Source organism: Cupriavidus sp. 05T313 (genome assembly GCF_056396665.1).
Genome location: NZ_JBFTLX010000023.1, coordinates 1 through 19,367 on the forward strand (window position 1 = coordinate 1; position 19,367 = coordinate 19,367).

Annotated in this window: 34 protein-coding genes; 13 read left to right on the top strand and 21 right to left on the bottom strand. The window is 63.1% G+C overall.

The features are described 5' to 3' along the window. The first annotated feature begins 306 nt into the window (after positions 1-306). A complete protein-coding gene (locus AC1DKD_RS08070) occupies positions 307-939 on the top strand; it encodes a hypothetical protein (protein ID WP_477111029.1) in 633 nt (210 codons plus the stop codon). 18 nt (positions 940-957) lie between these two features. On the opposite strand, the gene AC1DKD_RS08075 is transcribed toward AC1DKD_RS08070, so the two are convergent. From AC1DKD_RS08075 to AC1DKD_RS08085, 3 genes are all read right to left on the bottom strand, one after another. Further along, the gene (locus AC1DKD_RS08075) at positions 958-2,073 is read right to left on the bottom strand and encodes a tyrosine-type recombinase/integrase (RefSeq protein WP_477111028.1); all 1,116 of its coding nucleotides are present in this window, start codon (positions 2,071-2,073) and stop codon (positions 958-960) included. Next, positions 2,070-2,315 (bottom strand): DUF4224 domain-containing protein, encoded by a 246-nt coding sequence (locus AC1DKD_RS08080; RefSeq protein ID WP_477111027.1) that lies wholly within the window; start codon positions 2,313-2,315, stop codon positions 2,070-2,072. The genes AC1DKD_RS08075 and AC1DKD_RS08080 overlap by 4 nt, the downstream gene beginning before the upstream one ends. A gap of 123 nt (positions 2,316-2,438) precedes the next feature. After that, entirely contained in the window at positions 2,439-2,963 is a 525-nt protein-coding gene (locus AC1DKD_RS08085) for a DUF1643 domain-containing protein (protein ID WP_477111026.1), read from the bottom strand. Between the two features lie 30 nt (positions 2,964-2,993). Between AC1DKD_RS08085 and AC1DKD_RS08090 the strand changes: the two genes are divergently transcribed. After that, entirely contained in the window at positions 2,994-3,197 is a 204-nt protein-coding gene (locus tag AC1DKD_RS08090; RefSeq protein ID WP_477111025.1) for a hypothetical protein, read from the top strand. 115 nt (positions 3,198-3,312) lie between these two features. Next, complete coding sequence (locus AC1DKD_RS08095) at positions 3,313-3,528, top strand: hypothetical protein (RefSeq protein WP_477111024.1); 216 nt, start codon at positions 3,313-3,315, stop codon at positions 3,526-3,528. Positions 3,529-3,545: 17 nt separating this feature from the next. Here AC1DKD_RS08095 and AC1DKD_RS08100 read toward each other — a convergent pair whose 3' ends face one another. Further along, positions 3,546-4,568 carry a phage Gp37/Gp68 family protein gene (locus AC1DKD_RS08100; protein ID WP_477111023.1) on the bottom strand — a complete coding sequence of 341 codons (1,023 nt, stop codon included), beginning with the start codon at positions 4,566-4,568 and terminating at the stop codon, positions 3,546-3,548. Positions 4,569-4,609: 41 nt separating this feature from the next. Between AC1DKD_RS08100 and AC1DKD_RS08105 the strand changes: the two genes are divergently transcribed. Continuing rightward, positions 4,610-4,813 (top strand): hypothetical protein, encoded by a 204-nt coding sequence (locus AC1DKD_RS08105; protein WP_477111022.1) that lies wholly within the window; start codon positions 4,610-4,612, stop codon positions 4,811-4,813. Positions 4,814-4,827: 14 nt separating this feature from the next. Here AC1DKD_RS08105 and AC1DKD_RS08110 read toward each other — a convergent pair whose 3' ends face one another. From AC1DKD_RS08110 to AC1DKD_RS08170, 13 genes are all read right to left on the bottom strand, one after another. After that, positions 4,828-6,621, bottom strand: a complete 1,794-nt coding sequence (locus AC1DKD_RS08110) for a DNA cytosine methyltransferase (RefSeq protein WP_477111021.1) — start codon at positions 6,619-6,621, stop codon at positions 4,828-4,830. Between the two features lie 351 nt (positions 6,622-6,972). Then, positions 6,973-7,290, bottom strand: coding sequence for a hypothetical protein (locus tag AC1DKD_RS08115; protein ID WP_477111020.1), 318 nt, complete (start codon positions 7,288-7,290; stop codon positions 6,973-6,975). Further along, positions 7,287-7,727, bottom strand: a complete 441-nt coding sequence (locus tag AC1DKD_RS08120; RefSeq protein WP_477111019.1) for a hypothetical protein — start codon at positions 7,725-7,727, stop codon at positions 7,287-7,289. Before AC1DKD_RS08120 ends, AC1DKD_RS08115 begins: the two co-directional genes overlap by 4 nt. A gap of 199 nt (positions 7,728-7,926) precedes the next feature. Then, entirely contained in the window at positions 7,927-8,430 is a 504-nt protein-coding gene (locus tag AC1DKD_RS08125) for a hypothetical protein (protein WP_477111018.1), read from the bottom strand. A gap of 34 nt (positions 8,431-8,464) precedes the next feature. Next, on the bottom strand, positions 8,465-9,286 hold the full coding sequence (locus tag AC1DKD_RS08130; protein WP_477111017.1) for a hypothetical protein: 822 nt from the start codon (positions 9,284-9,286) through the stop codon (positions 8,465-8,467). A gap of 23 nt (positions 9,287-9,309) precedes the next feature. Then, the gene (locus AC1DKD_RS08135) at positions 9,310-9,894 is read right to left on the bottom strand and encodes a PD-(D/E)XK nuclease family protein (RefSeq protein WP_477111016.1); all 585 of its coding nucleotides are present in this window, start codon (positions 9,892-9,894) and stop codon (positions 9,310-9,312) included. After that, positions 9,894-10,835 carry a phage recombination protein Bet gene (gene bet, locus AC1DKD_RS08140; RefSeq protein WP_477111015.1) on the bottom strand — a complete coding sequence of 314 codons (942 nt, stop codon included), beginning with the start codon at positions 10,833-10,835 and terminating at the stop codon, positions 9,894-9,896. The genes AC1DKD_RS08135 and bet overlap by 1 nt, the downstream gene beginning before the upstream one ends. Before the next feature lie 34 nt (positions 10,836-10,869). Next, complete coding sequence (locus tag AC1DKD_RS08145; RefSeq protein ID WP_477111014.1) at positions 10,870-11,172, bottom strand: KTSC domain-containing protein; 303 nt, start codon at positions 11,170-11,172, stop codon at positions 10,870-10,872. Between the two features lie 26 nt (positions 11,173-11,198). Then, positions 11,199-11,339, bottom strand: a complete 141-nt coding sequence (locus tag AC1DKD_RS08150) for a hypothetical protein (RefSeq protein ID WP_477111013.1) — start codon at positions 11,337-11,339, stop codon at positions 11,199-11,201. 100 nt (positions 11,340-11,439) lie between these two features. Next, positions 11,440-11,643 carry a hypothetical protein gene (locus AC1DKD_RS08155; protein ID WP_477111012.1) on the bottom strand — a complete coding sequence of 68 codons (204 nt, stop codon included), beginning with the start codon at positions 11,641-11,643 and terminating at the stop codon, positions 11,440-11,442. Continuing rightward, positions 11,640-11,867 carry a hypothetical protein gene (locus AC1DKD_RS08160; protein WP_477111011.1) on the bottom strand — a complete coding sequence of 76 codons (228 nt, stop codon included), beginning with the start codon at positions 11,865-11,867 and terminating at the stop codon, positions 11,640-11,642. The genes AC1DKD_RS08155 and AC1DKD_RS08160 overlap by 4 nt, the downstream gene beginning before the upstream one ends. Beyond that, positions 11,864-12,139, bottom strand: coding sequence for a hypothetical protein (locus AC1DKD_RS08165; RefSeq protein WP_477111010.1), 276 nt, complete (start codon positions 12,137-12,139; stop codon positions 11,864-11,866). The genes AC1DKD_RS08160 and AC1DKD_RS08165 overlap by 4 nt, the downstream gene beginning before the upstream one ends. A 9-nt stretch (positions 12,140-12,148) precedes the next feature. Continuing rightward, positions 12,149-12,364 carry a hypothetical protein gene (locus tag AC1DKD_RS08170; protein WP_477111009.1) on the bottom strand — a complete coding sequence of 72 codons (216 nt, stop codon included), beginning with the start codon at positions 12,362-12,364 and terminating at the stop codon, positions 12,149-12,151. Between the two features lie 136 nt (positions 12,365-12,500). Between AC1DKD_RS08170 and AC1DKD_RS08175 the strand changes: the two genes are divergently transcribed. Next, positions 12,501-12,701 carry a hypothetical protein gene (locus tag AC1DKD_RS08175; RefSeq protein WP_477111008.1) on the top strand — a complete coding sequence of 67 codons (201 nt, stop codon included), beginning with the start codon at positions 12,501-12,503 and terminating at the stop codon, positions 12,699-12,701. Between the two features lie 52 nt (positions 12,702-12,753). Here the strand turns inward: AC1DKD_RS08175 and AC1DKD_RS08180 are convergent, their stop codons facing one another. Genes AC1DKD_RS08180 through AC1DKD_RS08190 form a run of 3 tightly spaced genes read right to left on the bottom strand, consistent with a single transcriptional unit; the run spans position 12,754 to position 14,175 of the window. Further along, positions 12,754-13,107, bottom strand: a complete 354-nt coding sequence (locus AC1DKD_RS08180) for a hypothetical protein (RefSeq protein WP_477111007.1) — start codon at positions 13,105-13,107, stop codon at positions 12,754-12,756. 8 nt (positions 13,108-13,115) lie between these two features. Next, positions 13,116-13,385 carry a hypothetical protein gene (locus AC1DKD_RS08185; RefSeq protein WP_477111006.1) on the bottom strand — a complete coding sequence of 90 codons (270 nt, stop codon included), beginning with the start codon at positions 13,383-13,385 and terminating at the stop codon, positions 13,116-13,118. Positions 13,386-13,398: 13 nt separating this feature from the next. Next, entirely contained in the window at positions 13,399-14,175 is a 777-nt protein-coding gene (locus AC1DKD_RS08190; protein WP_477111005.1) for a LexA family transcriptional regulator, read from the bottom strand. Between AC1DKD_RS08190 and AC1DKD_RS08195 the strand changes: the two genes are divergently transcribed. Next, the gene (locus AC1DKD_RS08195; RefSeq protein WP_477111004.1) at positions 14,174-14,554 is read left to right on the top strand and encodes a hypothetical protein; all 381 of its coding nucleotides are present in this window, start codon (positions 14,174-14,176) and stop codon (positions 14,552-14,554) included. The two genes, AC1DKD_RS08190 and AC1DKD_RS08195, sit on opposite strands and share 2 nt — an antisense overlap. A gap of 293 nt (positions 14,555-14,847) precedes the next feature. Here the strand turns inward: AC1DKD_RS08195 and AC1DKD_RS08200 are convergent, their stop codons facing one another. Continuing rightward, positions 14,848-15,165 (bottom strand): hypothetical protein, encoded by a 318-nt coding sequence (locus AC1DKD_RS08200; RefSeq protein WP_477111003.1) that lies wholly within the window; start codon positions 15,163-15,165, stop codon positions 14,848-14,850. 189 nt (positions 15,166-15,354) lie between these two features. On the opposite strand from AC1DKD_RS08200, the gene AC1DKD_RS08205 reads away from it, so the two are divergent. The 7 genes from AC1DKD_RS08205 (at position 15,355) to AC1DKD_RS08235 (ending at position 19,339) form a co-directional block, all read left to right on the top strand. After that, positions 15,355-15,699: an XRE family transcriptional regulator gene (locus AC1DKD_RS08205; protein WP_477111002.1), complete on the top strand. Its 345-nt coding sequence runs from the start codon at positions 15,355-15,357 to the stop codon at positions 15,697-15,699. Further along, entirely contained in the window at positions 15,696-15,842 is a 147-nt protein-coding gene (locus AC1DKD_RS08210; protein ID WP_428179446.1) for a hypothetical protein, read from the top strand. Before AC1DKD_RS08205 ends, AC1DKD_RS08210 begins: the two co-directional genes overlap by 4 nt. 17 nt (positions 15,843-15,859) lie before the next feature. Beyond that, complete coding sequence (locus AC1DKD_RS08215) at positions 15,860-16,753, top strand: hypothetical protein (protein WP_477111001.1); 894 nt, start codon at positions 15,860-15,862, stop codon at positions 16,751-16,753. Next, on the top strand, positions 16,750-18,144 hold the full coding sequence (dnaB, locus tag AC1DKD_RS08220) for a replicative DNA helicase (protein ID WP_477111000.1): 1,395 nt from the start codon (positions 16,750-16,752) through the stop codon (positions 18,142-18,144). The genes AC1DKD_RS08215 and dnaB overlap by 4 nt, the downstream gene beginning before the upstream one ends. A gap of 7 nt (positions 18,145-18,151) precedes the next feature. Next, positions 18,152-18,619 (top strand): RusA family crossover junction endodeoxyribonuclease, encoded by a 468-nt coding sequence (locus AC1DKD_RS08225; RefSeq protein WP_477110999.1) that lies wholly within the window; start codon positions 18,152-18,154, stop codon positions 18,617-18,619. Further along, complete coding sequence (locus AC1DKD_RS08230; protein WP_477110998.1) at positions 18,619-19,020, top strand: hypothetical protein; 402 nt, start codon at positions 18,619-18,621, stop codon at positions 19,018-19,020. Before AC1DKD_RS08225 ends, AC1DKD_RS08230 begins: the two co-directional genes overlap by 1 nt. Positions 19,021-19,099: 79 nt before the next feature. Next, the gene (locus AC1DKD_RS08235; protein WP_477110997.1) at positions 19,100-19,339 is read left to right on the top strand and encodes a hypothetical protein; all 240 of its coding nucleotides are present in this window, start codon (positions 19,100-19,102) and stop codon (positions 19,337-19,339) included. Positions 19,340-19,367 lie beyond the last annotated feature (28 nt).

Consider the following 19,367-nt stretch of genomic DNA (forward strand, 5'->3'; position numbering starts at 1 on the left):
TTCATCGTGCGACGATTCTCGGACTTCGCCTCATTCCATCTCACGCTACGCCGGAGTTGCTCTGCGCCTCCGGCAACCCGCGACGATTGCCGACGTCTCACCTCGAATAGCTCGCGACGCCGCTCCTCAAATAGCCCGGGACGTAACAGGTATATCTCAGCGTGAACGCGCGGGTGCTCCGAGGCCAGATCACAACAGCAAAAATCCTCTCCGCGACGCAACAGCCGCTGCTGAAGTAGCACACTAGCTTTCTGAAGTCTCTATTGCGTTTTGCAATGTCCTGTCGTTCGATGCGAGTGAGATGCTATGAGCGAACTTGTGGCTCTGAAGAGTGCTTATCAGCTTTTACAGGACTACTGGCTGCTGACGGTCTTTGTTCTGGCATGGTTCCTCCGCCATGCGGTACAGAAATGGGTCGAAGCAAAGCTTAATGTTGCCGTGACAAAGGAAGCGGAGGCGATCAAGCACCAGTTTCTGGCCGAGATGGAGGCGTTAAAGCTCACCTATTCCTCGCAGCTTGAGGAAACGAAGCTCAAGATTGAAATCCGAAAGGCGGCCGCCATTGAGGTTGCGAAGCAGCGGATTGAGGCATATCAGAAGATTGAGCGGTTGTTGGGTGCCGCAGGACGAAGCGCTCATATTTTTCTCACCCTTGAGCCTCAACGACGCGCCGATCTTATGCCTCGCACCGAGGTAATAACAAATCTGCATGCTGCATCTGAGGCGGTCAGTGAGAAGCAACTACTCGTACCGGATGAGGATGTAAAGGCATTTCACGCGCTTATCTCGGACATGAATGACCTCTGTGCAGCGCACGAGCAAGCGAACACGACGTTGACCGAGACGGATGCAGCCATAGACGACATGGCGAAACGAGTCCGTGCTTTCAAACAGCGTCTCAGAGAATTGCTAGCTTCTGTGGCAGCTGAGATTCAATAGACCATGCAAGCCCGCTAGCTACATTGGCAGGCTCAGGCGAACGACCGATATAGGTACTTCACGCTGCTTGATGTACCCCTCGGTCGTCGCCCGGTCTGTATGCGCGCCTGCCACCTGCAGGGCGTCGATGTCATAGCCTGCCTTCTTCGCATCCGTGAGCGCCTTGGCCCGGATGTCCTTCACCGTGTAGTCCACATCGCCGATCTCGGCGCGCGCGATCGCATCGCGCCAGGCATCCCGGCACGCTGCCGCGGTCTTCGCCTTTCCCTTCTTGTTGATCACCACGAAGTCGTCAGTCAGTGCCTGCACCTTCACGTCTTGCCGGAGCGCTTTGGCGCGGCGCAGCACTTCGCGAATCTCCGGGGTGATGGGCCAGTCGACAGCCTCGCCACTACTGTCCTCGGTCTTGGACGGGACGAAGTGGATCAGCCCTGCTTCGCGGTCCACCTGGCTCCAGCGCAGCTGCCGTATATCGGTTGAACGCTGGCATGTCAGGTAGCACAGGTCGACGAAGACCTGCATTTCCGGGCCGGTCGGCACCTTTGCCACAATAGTTTGCTCCTTGCCGCCGATCTTCTTCTTGTACTTGTACTCGGCCAGCGCCGCGCGGATGGCCAGGAAGTGGCCATGCGGGATGTACGTCGTCCGGACCTTCGGCTTCTTCAGTTCGATCTCGCGGCAGGGATTCAGCGGCACATGCCGGCGGCGCACGGCCCAGCTAAAGAACTTGGACAGCCAGCCCTTCATGGCGGTCTGGGTCGGCAGCTTGTCTGGCCAGTTCTGCAGCAGGAAATCCTCCACCGCGCCCGGGTCAACCTCTTCGATGTTGTGCCGCTTGAAAGCCTTACGGACATCCTCCCCGCGCCGGCGCCACTCGGCCCGGAACGAATCGGCATACTCCTTTTCCGTCTTCTCCATGTAGACGGCCACGAGCCGGGACATGCTCCCTTCGTCGCCGTCGACCTCCGTCTTCCGCTTCTCCTCGGCCAGCCGCTCATACATCCGGGTCTGGCCCTCGTCGAAGCGGCACAGCTTGATCCACTTCTGGTCGGTGTTCCTGACCCAGTGATAGCTGCCAAAGCGGACATAGACCCGGCTGGGCAGCCCGTCTGCCTTCTTCCTGCGCCCGGTCATGCCGCCTTCCTGAGGGGGATCAGGGCGGGGCGGTTAGCTGCCGGGGTGCCCGCGCCAGGCAGGACCCCCGCGCGCTTCGCCTGCAGCGCCTCGAATGCTGCCCAGGTCAGGATGATCCTGCCGTCGGCGCGCTGCACTGGCGTCAACCCAAAGTGCAGCTTGAACCATGCTGCTTGCGCGCTGTGTCGCTTCTTGCCGGTGACGTCCCGCAGGTCCTGCTCGCTCATCAATCTTGTGTCCATCTGGCTCTCCCAGTCCTGCCGTCCTGCCGGGTTGTTTCAATCATACGTTTTGCTGCTGCTTTCACTTCTACTCACTACGTTGGTAAATGCCGAATACGCACCATATGGGTATCCGCAAGGTGCTCAAGGTGCGAAGAGCTTCGGCCGTACCTTGGCCGCGATGTACAGGGGATGCTTCGGGCTGCCGTCCTGGTTCAGGCCCAAGTGATGCAGCAGGGCGCCACGGCCGCACATCCTCACGATGCGCAACACCTCCGCCGCACGCGCCGGTGCCGCCTTGTGTGCGCCCCATGCGCAGATCACCAGCGAGCAGCGATCCAGCGCGTCCATGATTGAGCAGTTGGCCGTGTCCTCGCGACCCAGCGGCGCCGGGTGCGCCAGCAGGCCGTCTGGATCGGTGGAGCGCAGGGGGAACAGGTTCACCACCTCCAGGCGGCCATAGCGGCGGCCGGCCAGCGCGCGCTGCAGGCATCGGGTGATCGTCGGGTCGTTGACCTGGTGGTCGGCGGTCGACGGGTTGAGCATGATGAAGCCCAGGGCCGGCAGGCTGCGGTCCCACTGGCGCCAGAGGCGATAGCGGTACTGTTCGCAGTCGGAGAGGATGGCGCCGGCCTCTCCGTCAAGTGTCTGGGAGGTCATGTGCTTCATGCTACGATTCTCCAAAACAGGGGGGCTACCATGGGCATTGAGAGCTACAAGGACTACACAGTTCGTGGCTTTGCGAAGCAACTGTCGGATGGTTCGTTCGAAGCATTTGGCACCGTGCAGCAGGACCATCTCGTTCTGGAGGCGTCTGAGCCTCTGGGCTACTACGCAACGTTCGACTTTGCCGTCGCGGCAGGCATCGAATGGGCGAAAGCATGGGTAGATGATCAACGCTGATCCCTCCGAAATTCCACCGCACAGATCCTGAAGAGGGTGGGGCGTTCTTTGAACATGCTACGGTCCATGAACCTGCAAGCAAGGTGCGAGCAGTTTGCCGACAGAGGGAGCTACGATGACTAAGGAAAAATTCTTCGACAAAGAGCTTGCTGACAAGGTTGGCGAAGGCAAGGCGCTCCATGCCGCTGTGTTGACTCAGGAGACACGCGAAAGCCTTGAGAGGATCAATGTCGAACGCGCATTGGTGGGCCTGGGCGCTGTTCAGGACCCGATGGACGCCCTCTTGGACTTCGATAAGATCCTGGGTCTTCCTGGCGACCCGACCAAGTAATTTAGTGGTATGGCGCGTCATGCCGCGATCTCCGGGAATCCATCGTGCTGCACGCTGTCGAGCAGGCGGCCGGCGGCCTTCTTACCGACGCGGTCCATTGCCGCAATGGGGTAGGGCTGGGTCGCGCTGTAGTGGACGAAGGTGTAGCCGCGCTCGGCCGCCTCGACCTCTGCCATCGTGCGGTTGTTCGGCGCGTGCTCGCCCCATTGCTTGAACAGAAACGGCACGCCAGCCGCCGCGCACTGGTCGCGCAGGCTGGTGACCCAGTCCGGATGCATAGGTCGCGCGACCGCGCCGCTCTCGCCGCCAACGATCACCCAGTCGATTCCATCGTCGTAGCCCGTCCAGCTTGCGGATTCCCCGCAGGCCGGGCATAGCGGCACACACTCGCCGTTGGCCGTGTAGGTTTCGACCTCATCGTCTTTGACGTACCGTGTATCGGCGCAAACATCCATGCAGTGGACGCCAGTTGGATCAAGCCAGCGCGACACGTCCACCGGCCCCAGAAGCGGCTCCATGCTCAGGAACCGCACGCGCGCCGGCTCGTCCAGCAGCTTCGGGATGTCGCGGTCGGCCTCGGCCTGGTTGCAGATCGTCGCGCCGAGCCAGACGTTCGATGGCAACCGGCCCGGCATTCCTGGCCCGACGAGCATGCCCTGCACATTGCCGATCCGCTTTGTCAGCAGCAACCAGTCGAGGTTCGGCGTGGCCATGATCAGGTCGAACAGATCGGTACGCCAGGCCGGATCCACCGCGTTATCGAACACGTCGGCCAGGCTGGCGCAGAAGACGCGCTGCCGGCGGCCATGCTCGGCGAAAAAGGCATCATGGTTGGCGTTCCAGGCCAACGGCTTGCGCCAGTTCGCGGGGCTCGTGAGCCGGCGCGGCGCGCCCGGGCCCCAATTGACCGCCTGCCCGCCAGCGAAGCGCGCATTGCGAGTCTCTGCGTAGCAGTGGTCGCAGCGGGGCCCGACCTTCTGGCAGCCTTCCCAGGGATTGAAGGTGTGATCTGTCCACTCGATTTTGCTGTTCTCGCTCATAGGGGCCTCAAGGTTTGCTTCCCAGCGCCGATAAGTCGGGCATGGACGATTATGAAAAATTCCTCAAAGAGACGGCCGAGCTGCACGGCGACGAAGTTGCCAAACTCCACGCTGAATTGGGCCGCGCTGTCTATGAGCAACGGGTGCGTGATCGCGAGCGGTACAGGGAGATGGTCGAAGAGACTTTCGCGTTTGAGCACCACGCCCGTCTGAACGGCTACCTCGGTTTTCCCCCGCTTCCCTAGAGCCATTGGTTGGGTCATGCTGCCTCCGGCTGAGCCACCGACAGCGCCACGGCCACCGGCCGCACCCAGACCGGCATGGCCGACAGCATGAAGGTCTCGCCAGTCTCGGCCAGCAGCAGGGTGGTGCCCATTACCTCCGCGATCGCGCGCGCGGCGTCCGGCGGCACTGCGTTGCCGATGCGCTCGCGCCAGGCCTGATCGCTGAGCCCGTCCAACTCCAGGTATTCCTCGGGCTCGATCAGCGACTGAAGCGCGGCCAGTTCCAACGTGGTGAAAGGGCGGTGCCACGTACCGTCCAGCGCGCGGATGATCGCGACCAGCTTGTCGTTCGCCGCGGGCAGGCGCGGATCAGCGACCGACCAGCGGCCGTTGTCGTGGCCAGCAGCTGCCGACACGGCGCCACTCGACTGATCCCAGCCCACCACACCATAGTGGCCGCCGGTCAGGTAGTGGTCGCCGCGCTCGCGCCGCATACCGGGGCGCGGGTCCGCAACGGCATACGCCCCCTGGCCGGTGTCGCTGCGTGCGATGACAGTGCCGGCCGGCTCGTCGAAGCCGGTGATCCGATACTTGCCAGCACCCTCGAATCCGGTCGACGCGCGCGGATCCTGGACGCACTGTCCTGTGCCATGGGCGCTGGTGACCGCGCCGGCGGCCTGGTCCCACGGCACGATCCGGAACTCGTTGTTGTGCTTGGCCGGGCCGGCGTGGCGCGGATCGGCGACGGTGTAGTAGCCCTGGCCGGGCATCTGCTGCGCGGCGATGGTGTTTGCATGCTGGTCCCACGGCAGCACGCCGTAAGCATGGCCATCATTCCATTTCGCGCTTTTGGCGAAGCGCGGGTCGGCGATCGAGAAAGTGCCATTGGTCGGCAGCGACTCGCCGGCCACGGTGCCCGCTGGATCCTTCCAGTCGATGACGCCAAGGTGCCCGGACCTGCGTTCCGGCAGGATCAGGTAATCCCGCAGGTGCCCGTTCTCCACCGCCAGCTTGTTCAGGCTGCGCCAGTCGCTGCCGGCTTCGACGAACGCCAGGCGCACCCAGGTCTTCCACTGCAGCGAGGGAACACGGTGCATCGGACCGCCGGTCAGCTCGCCGGGCAGCGGCATGCGACCTAGCACCGTTCCGACACCCTGCAGGCGTCGCAGCTCGGGCTCGTACAGGAAGGCCGGGACCTTCTCCATGTGCCGCGCCACCAGCAGGAAGCGCTTGCGGCTCTGGGCCAGCCCGCCGAGCTCTCCGCAGTCGTGCGTGGTCTCGTTCACCGCATAGCCGTAGTGACGCAGGATCTGGTTGATCTGATCCAGCAGGTGCCGGCCGCGCGTGGCCAGCCGCGGCACGTTCTCGAAGACGATCAGCTCGACGGGGTCGTCCTTCCAGGCCTCGCACATCAGCCAGACGCAGCGCAGCGTCAGCTCGTTGAGCGCCTGGTACTTCGGCGTGCGGCTCAGGGCCTCGGACAGCAGGCCGGATGCGCCCTTGCACGGCGACGAGATGAACACGCAGTGCGGGTGCTCGTTGTTGGCGGCGCGCCGGATGTCAGCGGCCGTGGCCTCGCGCCAGCCCGCCGGCGGCTCTTTGCCGTGGAAGGCGGTGTACATGGCCCGCGTGAACAGGTCCATGACGGTGCAGGGCACGCCCACGAGCTGCTCGAAGTCGCGCGCGGCGGCCGGGTCGACGTCGATGCCGCCCAAGCAGCGCCAGGTCGCGATCATGTTGCCCACCTGGGAGGCTGCTTTCTTGAAGCCCTTGGCGCCGCCGCCCAGGCCGGAGCACATGCCGAATGTGGTGTATTCGCGGCGGATCATGCGTGTGCCTCGTTGTAGGAGAAACCCTCGCTGTAGGAGGAGGCTTCGCCTACATCCGACATGCAACCCAGCGCGTATCCTGAATGAAGGCTAAGACAGAATTGGAGAGAGCTATGAAGCCCATTCTTGTGCTGCTTGCCGCTTCCATTGCACTGCTGAGCGGCTGCGTTGTGGCACCCTATGGAGACGAGCACCGGGGCGGTGGGGGCTACTATGGCGGAGAGCCTCACGGGGATCACGATCGGTACCATGACGATCACGATCACGACCGCGGCGATCATCGGGACGATGGGGGGGATCGAGATCGCGGGCAGCCGGGGCGCTATCTGTACTGATTTCGGGGTCATCTCATTAATCCTGTTGCGGCTTCGTCAGCGAAGCCAGTAATGCGGATTCGGGCCCGAACTTCACCCAGCGCGCCAGCGGCTGCAGCGGACGTGTCTTCGCGCCATCGTTGAGCGCGCGAGCCAGGCGCTCGAGCTGCAGCAGACGGGAGGCCTGGGAGACGTTCGTCTCGCGCGCCACGGCCAGCAGCGACTTCGTCTCAGCCAGTTGTCGGCGCAGCTCGGCGTTCTGCCGCTTCAGAGCCGACGAGTCGGCGGCAAGATCCACGATGTCGGCGTTCAGCCGGTCGGCGGCGCGGACGGGGGTGCGAAGGGGCCAGTTCATGCGGTCACCTGCGCTGGGTCGGGTTCGAGGGCGGCAGGGCGGCCGGCCAGCACCAGGCGCAGGCGCGTACCGTCAATCCGCGTGGAACCGATGCTGGATTGGGCGCCGGTGCGGAACTGCGCTGCGTCGATTGCGCTGACACGCCATGCGGGCATCGGCGAGACGCCCTGCACGAATTCCACCGGGCGGCCGAGTTTCCGGAAGCACCAGTCCTGCATGAACATCTCGGCGTTCCATGCTTCAGGGCCGTAGCACTCCACCAGCGTCAGCGCCTGGAAGCCTCGGCCCTCGGTCAGGTCCGGGGAATGCGAGACTCGCCAGTAGGTGGTCAGCTTTGCGCGTGCGGCGATCTTCGCTTCGTGATCGACGCAGGCCTGCTCGGTCTCGAAGAGCTGGCCGTCGTCGGCGCGGTACATGGTCTTGTTGATGGCTTCCATGGTCAGGCTCGAAGTAGGGTGGGCGGCTGACGGCGTTCCCAACCAGGAGACGGCGTCGCACGCTATTTAGGGACTCGGCGTTGTCCTGCCGCAGCCGCCCGTTGAGGGGTGGGTTACTCGCTGCACCGGAAGGGAATCGAACCCCGCGGGCCAGGCACCTGCCCGGTACCGCCGGCATCTGCTTTCGCCCGTAAATCGGTCAGGCCGCTTCCTTCATCTGCTCCGGCTCTTGGAAGCTCAGGCTCATGTGCACTTCCTGGCCGAGCAGCTGGAGGATGCGGGCGGTGGTTTTTTCGTCCGGGTACGCCTGCACGCGGAAGTTGATGAAGACCGTGCCGCCTTCCTGAAAATCGAACGAGAGCTTGTTCACCCTGGCATCTTCGAGCAGGATGTCGTCCTTGGGCCGCACCTTGCTGAGGATCCGTAACAACTGGTGCTCCCAGTCGCCGTCCCACTTCACCGCGCCGAGGGCTGGGTTTTTCAGGTTGGGCAAATAGGCAGCGTCGCTCACCAAGTCGCCCTGCACTGATTCGTCCTTGTAGTAGAACGAGGACTTCAGCGTCGGCGAGAACTGCGCAAGCAGATCGTTCGAGACGCGTGCCTGCAGCTTCAGGTCCACGCTGAGCACGTTGTCTTCACCGTGCTTCTCGTTGCGGGTGTTGATGTGCTTGATCTTGACCAGCTGGCTTTCGAGTTCGAGCATTGCTGTGGCTCCGGTGGTGGTGGCGGTTTGGGATTTAGGCAGCGCGCGCGGACATGACTTCGTCCGGGTAGGCCTCGACGCCCTCGATGCGCATGGCGTCCTTCTGGGCCTTGGCCAGCTGGTTGAGCGCGGACTGGTTGACCTCCAGCAGGTGCTGGTGCTCGGGGTGCGCGGCCACGAAGCGGATCAGCGCCATCTTGTCGGTGCAGCGCGCTTTCCAGTTCTTGCGGGTGGACAGGCCTGACACCTTCGGCGCGGCCGATGCGATGGGCACCGGTGCGGCGGTCACCAATTCGGCTGTCATCGCGATGTCTTGCGCCTGCTGTGCGCCGGCGGCGACCGTCTCCTGCGCCTGGGCTTGCAGTTGCTCGGCCTTGGCGGCATCGCCAGCGGCAGCGGCCGCCGCGGCTTCCTTCGCGATCCGGTCGGCTTTCTCTTGCGCCACGCGCTGTGCCTCGCGCGCCTCGGCTTCGATGCGCTCGCGCTCTTTGCGGGCAACTTCCTCGGCGGCGCGGCGCGCTTCCTCGGCCTTGCGCTGCTGCTCGCGGTCATAAGTGAGCAGCGCGCCCTTCAGCTTGGACTCGGCCGATTCCAGGTATTCCTTCGGCGCGCGGAACAGCTCGTTGACGGCCTTGAGCACCTGGTTCAGCGGACCGGTGATCGAGGTGCGCTGCTCTTCGACCTGTTTCATCAGCGTCTTGACGGACTTGAGGTCGTCGCTTGCGATCTCGTACATGGTCGGGCTGTCGATCACGAAGGCCTCGGCGCTGGATAGCGCCTTCTGCGCCTTGCCAGCGAGGACAAGCGCCACGCTTGCGTCGTAGGCGACGGTGCCTTGGGTAGTTGCATTGGTCATAATCAGGATCTCCAGGGCCGCGCTCAGGCGGCGTGCTTGTTACGGAAGCGGTGCAGAGTCAGGCAAGAGAGAAAGACGGCCCAGTCGTCCGGGTCCTTCATCTCGTGCAGGCGATAGGTGCCGTCGTCGCGCAGCTGGAGGGTGTAGCGGCCAGGCACGCGCTTGCCTGTTTCCTGTTCGACGGCGTTTTTGTAGGCGGCTGTCTGCGGGCCGTAGCTCGGATACTGCTCGCCGGTCTTGATGTCGAGGATCCCGCGCGCACCGTCCATGTGTATCAGCCGGTCATAGGTGCCGGCGTAGCGGTGGGTGGGATGGAACACGCGGTGCTCCATGCCCAGGATCTCGAATTTCTTCTCAGCGCGGAACCGGATCCACCCGTTGAGGTAGGGGCGCACGACATCCGCGACCGTCGATTCGTCCAGGTCGCCCTCGTCGTAGAGCTCGGTCGCCTTGTGGACCGCGGTGCCGAGTTGGCGCTTGTACTCCAACACCTCCGGTGCCACGAATTTGAAGTCGTTCAGCGGCGCGAGGATCTGCGTCACGCTCGGGATCCGCGCGCCATCGAACGTGTAGGCGTGTTCTGCCTCGTCGAAGAGCAGGACAGACATCAGCAGTTCTCCCTGATGTAGTCCTGCAGCGCCACGAAGCCGTCGCGGGTGAGGGTGTCCAGATCGGCAAGGCCCAGAGCCTCCAGCGCATCGGGAACGGCGATGCCCGCGCCGTCGAGCTTGTTGCGCACCCATTGCTTCTCGCCATCGGTGGCCATGTCGTCGCCTGCAGCGGGCTGGCGCTGGGCTTGCGTCTGTACCTGCTGCTGGGCGGCCGGGTGCTGCTCAACTTCGGCGGGCTGCTTGATGCGCTGCATCGGCATGTCGACCGTGCGGGTGTCCTGCTGCTCGATCTGCTTGGCCTTTGCCTGCGGCATCTTCACGACCGTGCCTGCGGCGGGCCGGGACACCTCGGCCGGGCCCATGTCGCGCTCGACAATGCGCGCTGCTTCGTCCTCGTCGTAGATGCCGGCAAAGCCGTACGCGAGGCGCGCGCCTTGAATCAGCGTCTTGTGGCGCATCATCCGTGATGGGTGGCTCTTCCACGGCTGCATGGTCGCACGTACCACCTCGGCAAAGCGCTCGCGGATCTTGATCGGGCGAGCGCGGTCCTTGCGGTAGATGTGGACCTCCATCCAGACCGGAACAGTCTTGCCTTCGAAGGTGGTCGTTTCCTCCGATTCGACGAACTCGAAGCCGTCCGACTGCGGGTGCTCGTTGATGATGCGCGACCAGCCGTCGACGCCCACCACCGGCACGATGCCGCCCTTGTCGGGGAAGGCGTAGATCTCCTTCGTGAAGGGGTTCAGGCCGTACTGGTCGGCGACGATCAGAAGCGCGGCCATCTGCTCGTCGCTGATTTCCTGCTGACCGTTCTGGCGGAATGCCGTGGCCTTCAGGGTGGCCAGTAACTTGCCGGCGTCGATGCTGTACTTCGCCGCAAACTTAGCGACGAGGCTCTGGTTGTTGGCGACCGGGCGCTCAGCGACGGCAGTGGACATTTGCGATCTCCTGGATTGGGTTGGTGTGCCGGTGTTAGGCGGCCTGGGTGTCGGTTTCGGCGTCGGCCGGCTTCGCTTCGATCCGCTCGTACGGGTACTTCTCGGCGAACGGCTTGATGTGCTTGTAGAAGTGCGAGCCGATCGACTCGGCGCCGCTGAACGCCGCGAAGTCCTCAGCGCTCACGTTGCGGTAGTGGTAGAGCGAGGTCGGTTCGCCGGCCTTGTTCTTGAAGCGGACGGCGAGCATGCTGGACTCGGCGTCGTGGCCGATGCTGTAGATCTGCGACGATTCGACAGACTGCATGGCGATCGCGGTGGGTGTGATTTGCGTGTCCATGAAAATCTCCTGGGTGGGTGAAGCGTTTAGAAGCCCGCGCGGATGGCGACGGTCAGGTACCAGATGCAACCGGCGGCCAGGCCGTAGCTAATGGCGCCAGCCCACTGCCGGGCGCGCGAGCACTTCGCGGTGGCCAGCAGTTGATTCGAGGTGGGGTCGTAGTTCATGCCAGCACCTGGTGGGCGACGACGACCACGGCGTAGCCGAGGGCCAGCCAGAACAGCGCGGCCAGCACTCGGTTGTTGCGAGTGATGCGTTTTGAGGGATTCACGCCTCGTTCCCCCACAGTTGTTCGTAGGCTTCTGGTGTCTGCAATCCACTTACGAGAAAGCCTGCAGCGCGATCGAAAGGGGCATCGTCCAGGTTGCCGAAATCGCCGTCGCCGGTGAGCATGTCGTGCTCGGTGCCGAAGTCATCGGTCACGATGCTCGGTGCCGGGATGCTGTGCGTGCGGTAGTGGTTCAGTTTCACGCTGCCCTCGCAGCGGAGAGGCCAGCGCCTTCGGCTTCATTCAGCAACTGCTGCGCGTAGAGCAGGACTGCGGTCTTGTCGATCGAGCCCCACACCGTGCGCTTCGGCGCCGCGGCGATGTAGTTGCGCAGGAGCGTCGCGCGCGCCGGGCTGCGTGCCAGTTGGTTGAGGAACGCCATTTCGGCGGTGGTGCCGTAGGCGTTGTTGTCGGTAGCGGTGCTCATGCTGCCCTCGCTGTGCCGTTGAACAGAAGGTGGTTCGGCGTGGCCTGGCGCATCAAGCGGGCATCGGCGGCGCACTCGCGATCCATCTCTTGGCTCTCGCGGGCCTTTGCGACCAGCTCATCGTGCAAGTCGGTGTAGTGCCCGAGCTGGACGATGTCGTGGTCGTCGCGCGCCATTCCCGAGTAATCGAAGCTCTCGATTCGCAGGAACCTGGCCAGTGCGTCGGCACGGTCTTGCGGCGAGAGGTGGCTAAGGATTTCGGCCGGAGTCATGGCGGATCCTCAGGCGACGGTGAGCAGGCCGAGGTCGTGCAGACGCTCAGCGGCTTTCGAGCCTGCGGTGACGAATTCGCAGAACGTGCTCAGCACCTGCTCGTTGCGAACGCGCAGTGCGTAGGTGACGTCCTGATAGGACATGCCGAGCTTTTCGGCCGTGGCTTCGACGGCCTGATCTCGGATCAGGTCTGCCATCTCGGGCAGGGTGAAGGTGCGGGGCATTTCAGTCTCCATCGGGGCGGCGCTGTGTAGTGCCGATGGATGTTATTAAACACCATGTTTATGTTTCGGTCAAACACTATGTTTAGTTTTTTGCGTGGCAGCCACCTAGACTGGATCAACGCACGCAGGAGCCGCCATGACCGTAGACGACGTGATCCAGGCATTCGAGTGCCTGGGGAGTGACGAGGACGAAGATTTGCCCGCGGACCGGGCGATGGCGATCCTGGCCGATCTGATGGTCAGTCAGGCCATGGGACCGGAAGCGCTGATGGCGCTACTGGATGTAGGCGCTACGCTTTGGCGGCTCGGGCTGGCCGAGCGGATGCGGGAGGTATAGGCGTAAAAAAGCCCACCGCAACGGGGTGGGCTTAGGCGGGCATGCTTGCGCTCTAGGCCGGCTGCTCGCAGCTCTTAATCGTTGTCATCCACGCTTCCTTGAAGCCGATGGTCGAGTAGACCTTCATCTCCGTCGCTTGTGGGCCCATTCCCGAGAACATGAACGTGGCGAAGGTGCCCAAATCATGGTTCCAGGTTATTAGCGCCTCCTTGCGCGCCTTGTCGTTCGATAGCTTGATCTGGCCCGGTTGACCTGCGCGGATCTGGCGCGCCTCGATGCATTGCGCGAGTTCGAGGTAGTCCCCGCGCAGGGCTTCCGTCCGTACCGGCGTCTGCCTATCCAAATCGTGCATGGTCATGCAGCCGGCGAGGGTGGCAAGTGGAATTGCCAAGAGTAGGGATCGCATCGTTTTCCTCATTGGGGGATCAAGGCGCAGCCGCAGTGCCTGCACTTGCTCGCGTCGCGCAGCACCAGCTCGCGGCAGTCGGGGCATTTGACGTGCGTTTCCGGGGTGGGCTGGCCTAGCGCGATCGCCTGGCTCGGCAACACCAGCAGGAAGATAAAGCCAACCAGAGGGGTGAAGAAGAGCGAAATCAGGAACCACACGAACACCGACCGGCCGCGCCGGGCCGCCAGGAAGGCGCAGGCAATGCTAAGGGCAACCCAGAGGAAGATGAGCCCCATATGCTCCCTTTTGTCAAAGCAAGCTGTCAGTCCAGACGGCCCTGCCAGCAATCATTGTCCTGTCGTCCGGCGGCAGCAGTTTGTCAGGGAACGTTGCCCGGTCCGGATTGTCGCTGCGGATGATCCAGGCCATCGCACCTGAGGCCGGATGGTAGTCGTGCACCAACCGCTTCAGCACTAGGTCGCCGTCCGGCATACAGATCAAGTAGATCTTCCCGTCCTTCGGCTCGTTGTCGGCGGTATTGATGAGTACCACCCGCCCATCCTGAATAGTCGGGCGCATGCTGCCCCCGTCCGCGTAGATGATCCGGGCGGCGTGCTCTGGCACGCCAAAGTCTCTGAGGCTCGACCGCTTGAATGCCAGTCCGCCTTTTACGACTACGTGATCCTGGAAGCGCCCATCACCACAGGCGGCCTTAACGTCAAGCTGCGGAACCAAAGCGAACTCTTCTTCTGTAGGGCGCGGTAAATCCTGCTCAGCAGGGCCGAGCGAAGGATTGTAAGCGCCTGCTGAAGAACTTTCACTGTCTTGGTGCGTCGGCAACACGGGCTTGATAGTTCCGCTGTCAGATGCCGGCACAGCCATAGGGGGCTGACCTGTAAGCAGCCACGTCGCGCTGCACCCAATGAATTCCTGCGCCTTCAGCATGCCGCCCTGCGACATGCCCCTCCGTTCCCAATTGTTGACCGTCTGCTGCGACTGATTCAGGGCCTTCGCCACGTCTGTCGGCGAATTTAACCCCTTGAGTGCTTTTGCGGCCTCGTAGAGGCGAACCATGGTTTCGTGCATGGCGCACATTTTCTCATGGGTAAACGTTTTGTTGATAAACGTGGTGTTTGACGTTTTGTTAAACATCATGTTTAATACGGTCATGAACGCAAAACAGACCGCCGTCCACGACGACTGGCAACTCATCGAAAGCCTTGGAGGTGCTGCTCAGGTTGCGAAGCTCCTTGGTTATGACAGCCGTCTGGGCGGAACCCAGCGGGTTCACAACTGGAGAGCGAGGGGTATCCCTCCCTCCGTAAAGATCGCTCATCCCGATCTGTTCCTCAAGGAAATCAAATACAGCCAAGACGCCAGCGCCGACGTCCAGCCCCCGGTAGGCACATCGAAGCGCAAATCGCGCAAGCCTAGGGCTGCGGGTGCGCCGGCTCATCCGGGCTAGCTCGCTGGTTTTTCCTTCGCGATTTCGATATCGCGCTGCACCCCGCGGAGCTTGGTCTTGAACCGGGTTACCCACGGGTCCTGAAAGATGATCGCACCCCCGCATACGGGGCAGGCCGAGCCCTCGGGCAACTCCGATGGCGAGCTGCAGGTCCCGCAGTGCAGCGTGTAGTCGGCAGTTGATGATTTTGGCATGGAGAACCCTGATGAAGAAATTGTATGCCCGCCTGGTGCTATGGCTGATCCGGCCGGCGCTTGAGCAGATCGAGGCTGGCCGACCGGTGTCAGTCGGAGTTACTTCGTATCTCGTTGGCGACTCAGGGCCCACTCCGTTTCTTCCACTCTCTGCTTCACGGATGCAAAGAAGTGCTCCAGATGCTGAACAGTCTGCGCCTGAAGACTCATGAGGGACGGATCGTCGCTTGGCGCAGTTGCCTTGAAGCGGGCTGCGCCGATGTACTCCCCGGGCACCTTCTTTCGCGCATCCGGGTTGCTCATGAACCAGTTGCTGTAGAGCTGCTGCAGCAGAAAGTTCTGGGCGCTGAGCATTGAAAAGGCTCGCTCCATGTCCGATTTGAGCGCGCGAATTTGTTGCTCGGTTTGTTTTTCCATGCATCCCCCTTTCGTGGGTGGTTGAGAAGGTCAGAGTTCTCGATTGTTCCATGGGCGGGGGATGCGCCAGTTAGTAGGTTTGTGGGGTTGCGGGTGGAAGCGTCAGGGATGGCGCTTTTATTTAAGGCCTCGCCCAACCGGTAATTCAACCGGTTATTCGATGAATTTTGGCTAAGGGGAGCCATCCACATGGATGAGTTGAAGCTGTTCGGCGGCGTAGTCAATGCCCCAGCGTTTCTGCCGGGAGCAGACGTTGCAGCGTGCGCCACGTTCCGCGAAGTGGTTCGGCTCTCGTGGAGCCATCGCCGCATCAAGGCTATGACCATGCGCACCCTTGCCGAGCGCATAGGCTGCTACCCGGCACACATCTCAGATTACCTCGCCGCCGATGACAAGCCGTGCCGCCGGAACCTGTCTCCCGAAAAGCTGAATGCCTGGGCGGCGACGGTCGGTAACTGGGGTGTGCAGCAGTGGATCGCCAAGCAGTCGCATCTGACGATCATGGAAGAGGTCATTGCGCAGAGGGCCGCATGAGCCAACAAGACGACATCAACGAACTGCTGCACAAGATGACAGTGGCGGAAACCCGGGACGTGCGGCTCGCGCTGTGCGCCCAGATCAAGCGCGAACTCGCCCAGCTGCTCGACAGCGCGGCGACCGCGGGAGGCAAGCAGTAATGGCAAGGCAAGCAGTCATGGAATGGTTCCGGTGGTGGCATGGCACCGTGACCGATCCCAAATTCCAATGGGTCGCCAGGAAGAGCGGCCAGCCAGTTGGGAACGTGATTGCCGTTTGGGCTGCGCTGCTGGAGTGCGCTAGCAGTGCAACGCAAGGCAACGCAGATGCAACGCGAGGCAACGTTGCATCGTTGCATCCTGAAGATTTCGACATTCTTTTCGGCTACGAGGACGGTTCGGTCGCCGCGATCATCGCCTCGATGACCGAGAAGGGACTGATCGTCGATGGCGCTATCGCGAGGTGGAATGAGCGCCAGCCAAAACGTGAGGATGCCGGCAATCCCAATACTGGCGCGCTTTCCAGCACCGAACGTGCCCGTCTTCGTCGCGAAAGATTGAAACGCGAAGCAACGGAAAGCACCGACATGCAACGCGATGCAACGCAATGCAACGACGAGCAACGCAATGCACCGCATAGAGAAGAGAAGAGTAGAGAAGAGTTAACTACAACTACAACTACTACTAACCCTAACGGGTTAGTTGTCGACAGCGCTCCGCCTGCCGACCTGACTCTCGTTGAAGGCGGGGCAAAAGCCACCCGTCCTGATTGCCCGCATCAGGAAATCATCGCGCTCTACCACGAGTTGCTGCCCGCCTGCCCGTCCATCCGGGAGTGGAAAGGCACTCGGCAGTCGAACCTGCGTACCAGGTGGAACGAAGACCCGAAGCGCCAGAACCTGGACTACTGGCGCCGGCTGTTCGCTTATGTCGCGCAGTCCGAGTTCCTGACTGGCCGCGCCCGAACTGCCGAGGGCCGCAAGCCTTTCGTCGCCAGCCTGGACTGGATCGTCAAGCCCGAAAACTTCACCAAGATCCGCGAGGGTCGTTACCACGAGGACGCTGCCGCATGAACGCCCCCGACGACCTGCCACAGGCGCGGCCGATGTTTAGCCTGGAAGCCGAACAAGCCGTGCTTGGCGGCCTGCTGCTCGAAAACAACGCCATCGACCGCATCAGCGGCCTGGAGCCGGCGCATTTCTACCGCGAGGACCACCGGCTGGTCTATTCGCAGATCCTGCAGCTTGTGGTGGCCAACCGCCCGGCCGACGTGGTGACGGTCTTCGAGGCGCTGCAAGGGCAGGGCCGCGCGGATCGCGCCGGTGGCCTGGGCTACCTGACCGAGCTGGCTCACCGCACGCCCAGCGCCGCGAATATCGCCCGCTACGCCGAGATCGTCCGCGACCGAGCACTGCTGCGCGAGACCCTGGCCACCGCGCAGAAGATGCGCGAGCTGGTCGAGACGCCGGGGCCGCTGAAGGGCGCCGAGATCCTCGATCGCGCGCAGACCATGCTGGCCGGGCTGGCGCAGGTGGGCGTGCGCAAGGAAGCGAAGCTGCTGCGCGAGCTGCTGGCCGAGTTCTGCGATTCGGTCGACGCGCGCGCCCACGGCTCGGGCGAGATGGCGATTCCCACCGGGCTCAATTCCCTGGATACGGCGCTCAACGGCGGGCTGCGCCGCGGCAACCTGGTCATCGTGGCCGGCCGCCCGTCGATGGGCAAGACCGCGCTGACGACCGACATCGGGCTGAACATGGCCACCGACTACGGCGTGCTGCTGCTGTCGATGGAAATGTCCGACCAGGAGATCGTGGCGCGCGCGGTGGCCAGCCGCGGCAACGTCTCACTCTCGAAGCTGCTGGGCCGGCTCAACCCGAGCGACACTGCCGCCTGGACGGCGCTGACCGCATCGATCCAGCACATCGACTGCCTCAACTTCGCCGTCGACGACTCGCCCGCACTGACGTTGCTCGAGGTGCGCATGAAGGCCAAGGTCCACCAGCGCAAGCACGGTCTGGATGTGCTGATCGTCGACTACCTCGGGCTGATGACCGGCGGCGAGGAAAAAATGCGCACGCAGCAGATCGGCGCGTACTCGCGCGGCCTGAAGGCGCTGGCCAAGGAACTGAACGTGCCGGTGGTGGCGCTGGCGCAGCTCAGCCGGAAAAACGAAGACCGTCCCGACAAGAAGCCGATCCTTTCGGACCTGCGCGACTCGGGCGACATCGAGCAGGACGCCGACGTGGTGATGTTCGTGCACCGCCCGGAGATGTACGAGCCGGGCAACGCCGACCTGAAGGGCTACGCCGAGGTGCTGATCCGCAAGCAGCGTAATGGCGCGCTCAGCGACGTGCCGCTGCACTACCGCGGCGCCGTAACGAAATTCGAAGAATGGTCCGGACCGATCCCGATGCTCAGCGGCGGGCCGGCGGTGCGCAAGCGCGGCATTGCCGCAGACCTGTGAGGAACTCATGACCCAGATCATCCTGACCCTGCCGTACCCCGTCAGCGCCAACCGCTACTGGCGCACCTACATGCCCAAGGGATTCAAGACACCCGTGACCACGCTCAGCCAGGAGGCGAAAGAATACAAGGCTGCTGTGGGTTGGCTGGCCAAGGCCGCCGGCGTGCGCCAGCCGCTGGCCTGCCGCGTGGCGATCGCCTACACGCTGTTCCCGAAGCGCCCGCTGGACTGGCAGAAGCGCATGGCCAAGGACCCGATGAACTGGGATGACGGTGTGCAATGCATCGACTTGGACAACGCGCAGAAGGTGCTGATGGACGCGCTCAAGGGCGTGGTGATCCAGGACGACGGCTGGCAGGTGCGCCGGATCTCCGCACAGCGGGCCGAGCCGGATGGCGAAGCGCGCCTGGTAGTGACCATCACGCCGCTGCTGACGGACTCGCCGCAGGCAGGGCTGTTCGGGGAGGCTGCGTGATGGAAACCCCAGAACATGCCCCGACCATCGGTGAAGCCCTACGGGCCGCGCTCCTTGCTGGTGAGCCGGTCATCGCCGGTCGCTTCGCCGACCTTCACGGATTCAGCCGGCAGGGCGTTGCCGGCGCCTTGCGCACGATGGAGAAGCGTGGGCTGGTGCACAGCGAACACGTCGAGCGAGCCAATGGTGGTGGCACGCAGCTTGTCGTCTACACGTGCATCAACCACGCTGGGATGCTGGCCCGGGAGACGGTGAAGCAGAAGTTCAATCCGATGATCCAACTAGCCGCTATCGCACAGGATTTCAGCGCCTTGCTGGAGGTCTGGGGCATCCGCGTCGTGGACATCGCGCTGCCGCACGTGCAGCACCGGATGGCGGACGACCGTATGGGGGCAGCGTGATGGATGACTTGGCAATGGCTTGGGTCGCGTTGGTGATCGTGCTGATGGGCGGACTGATCCTCTGGGGGGTGACCAACAAATGAACGATGCCAGCACCTTGTGGGCAATCCACGTCGAAGGCCCGGACGACGTCATTGCGGCGCCGTCCAAGGATGCGGCCGAGCGCGAGGCCGCGCTGCTGAACCGCTACTTCGCATCCATGGCCAAGACTGAGAACGACCCGGACCTGCGCGCGGTGGTCACGGCATGGCCGTACACGGCGGAAGGGCATGTGCAGTCCTTGGGACGAGATTGGGACAAAGAGGGGAACCGGAGATGATCTGTGCAAATTGCGGCGGCGCCGGCCA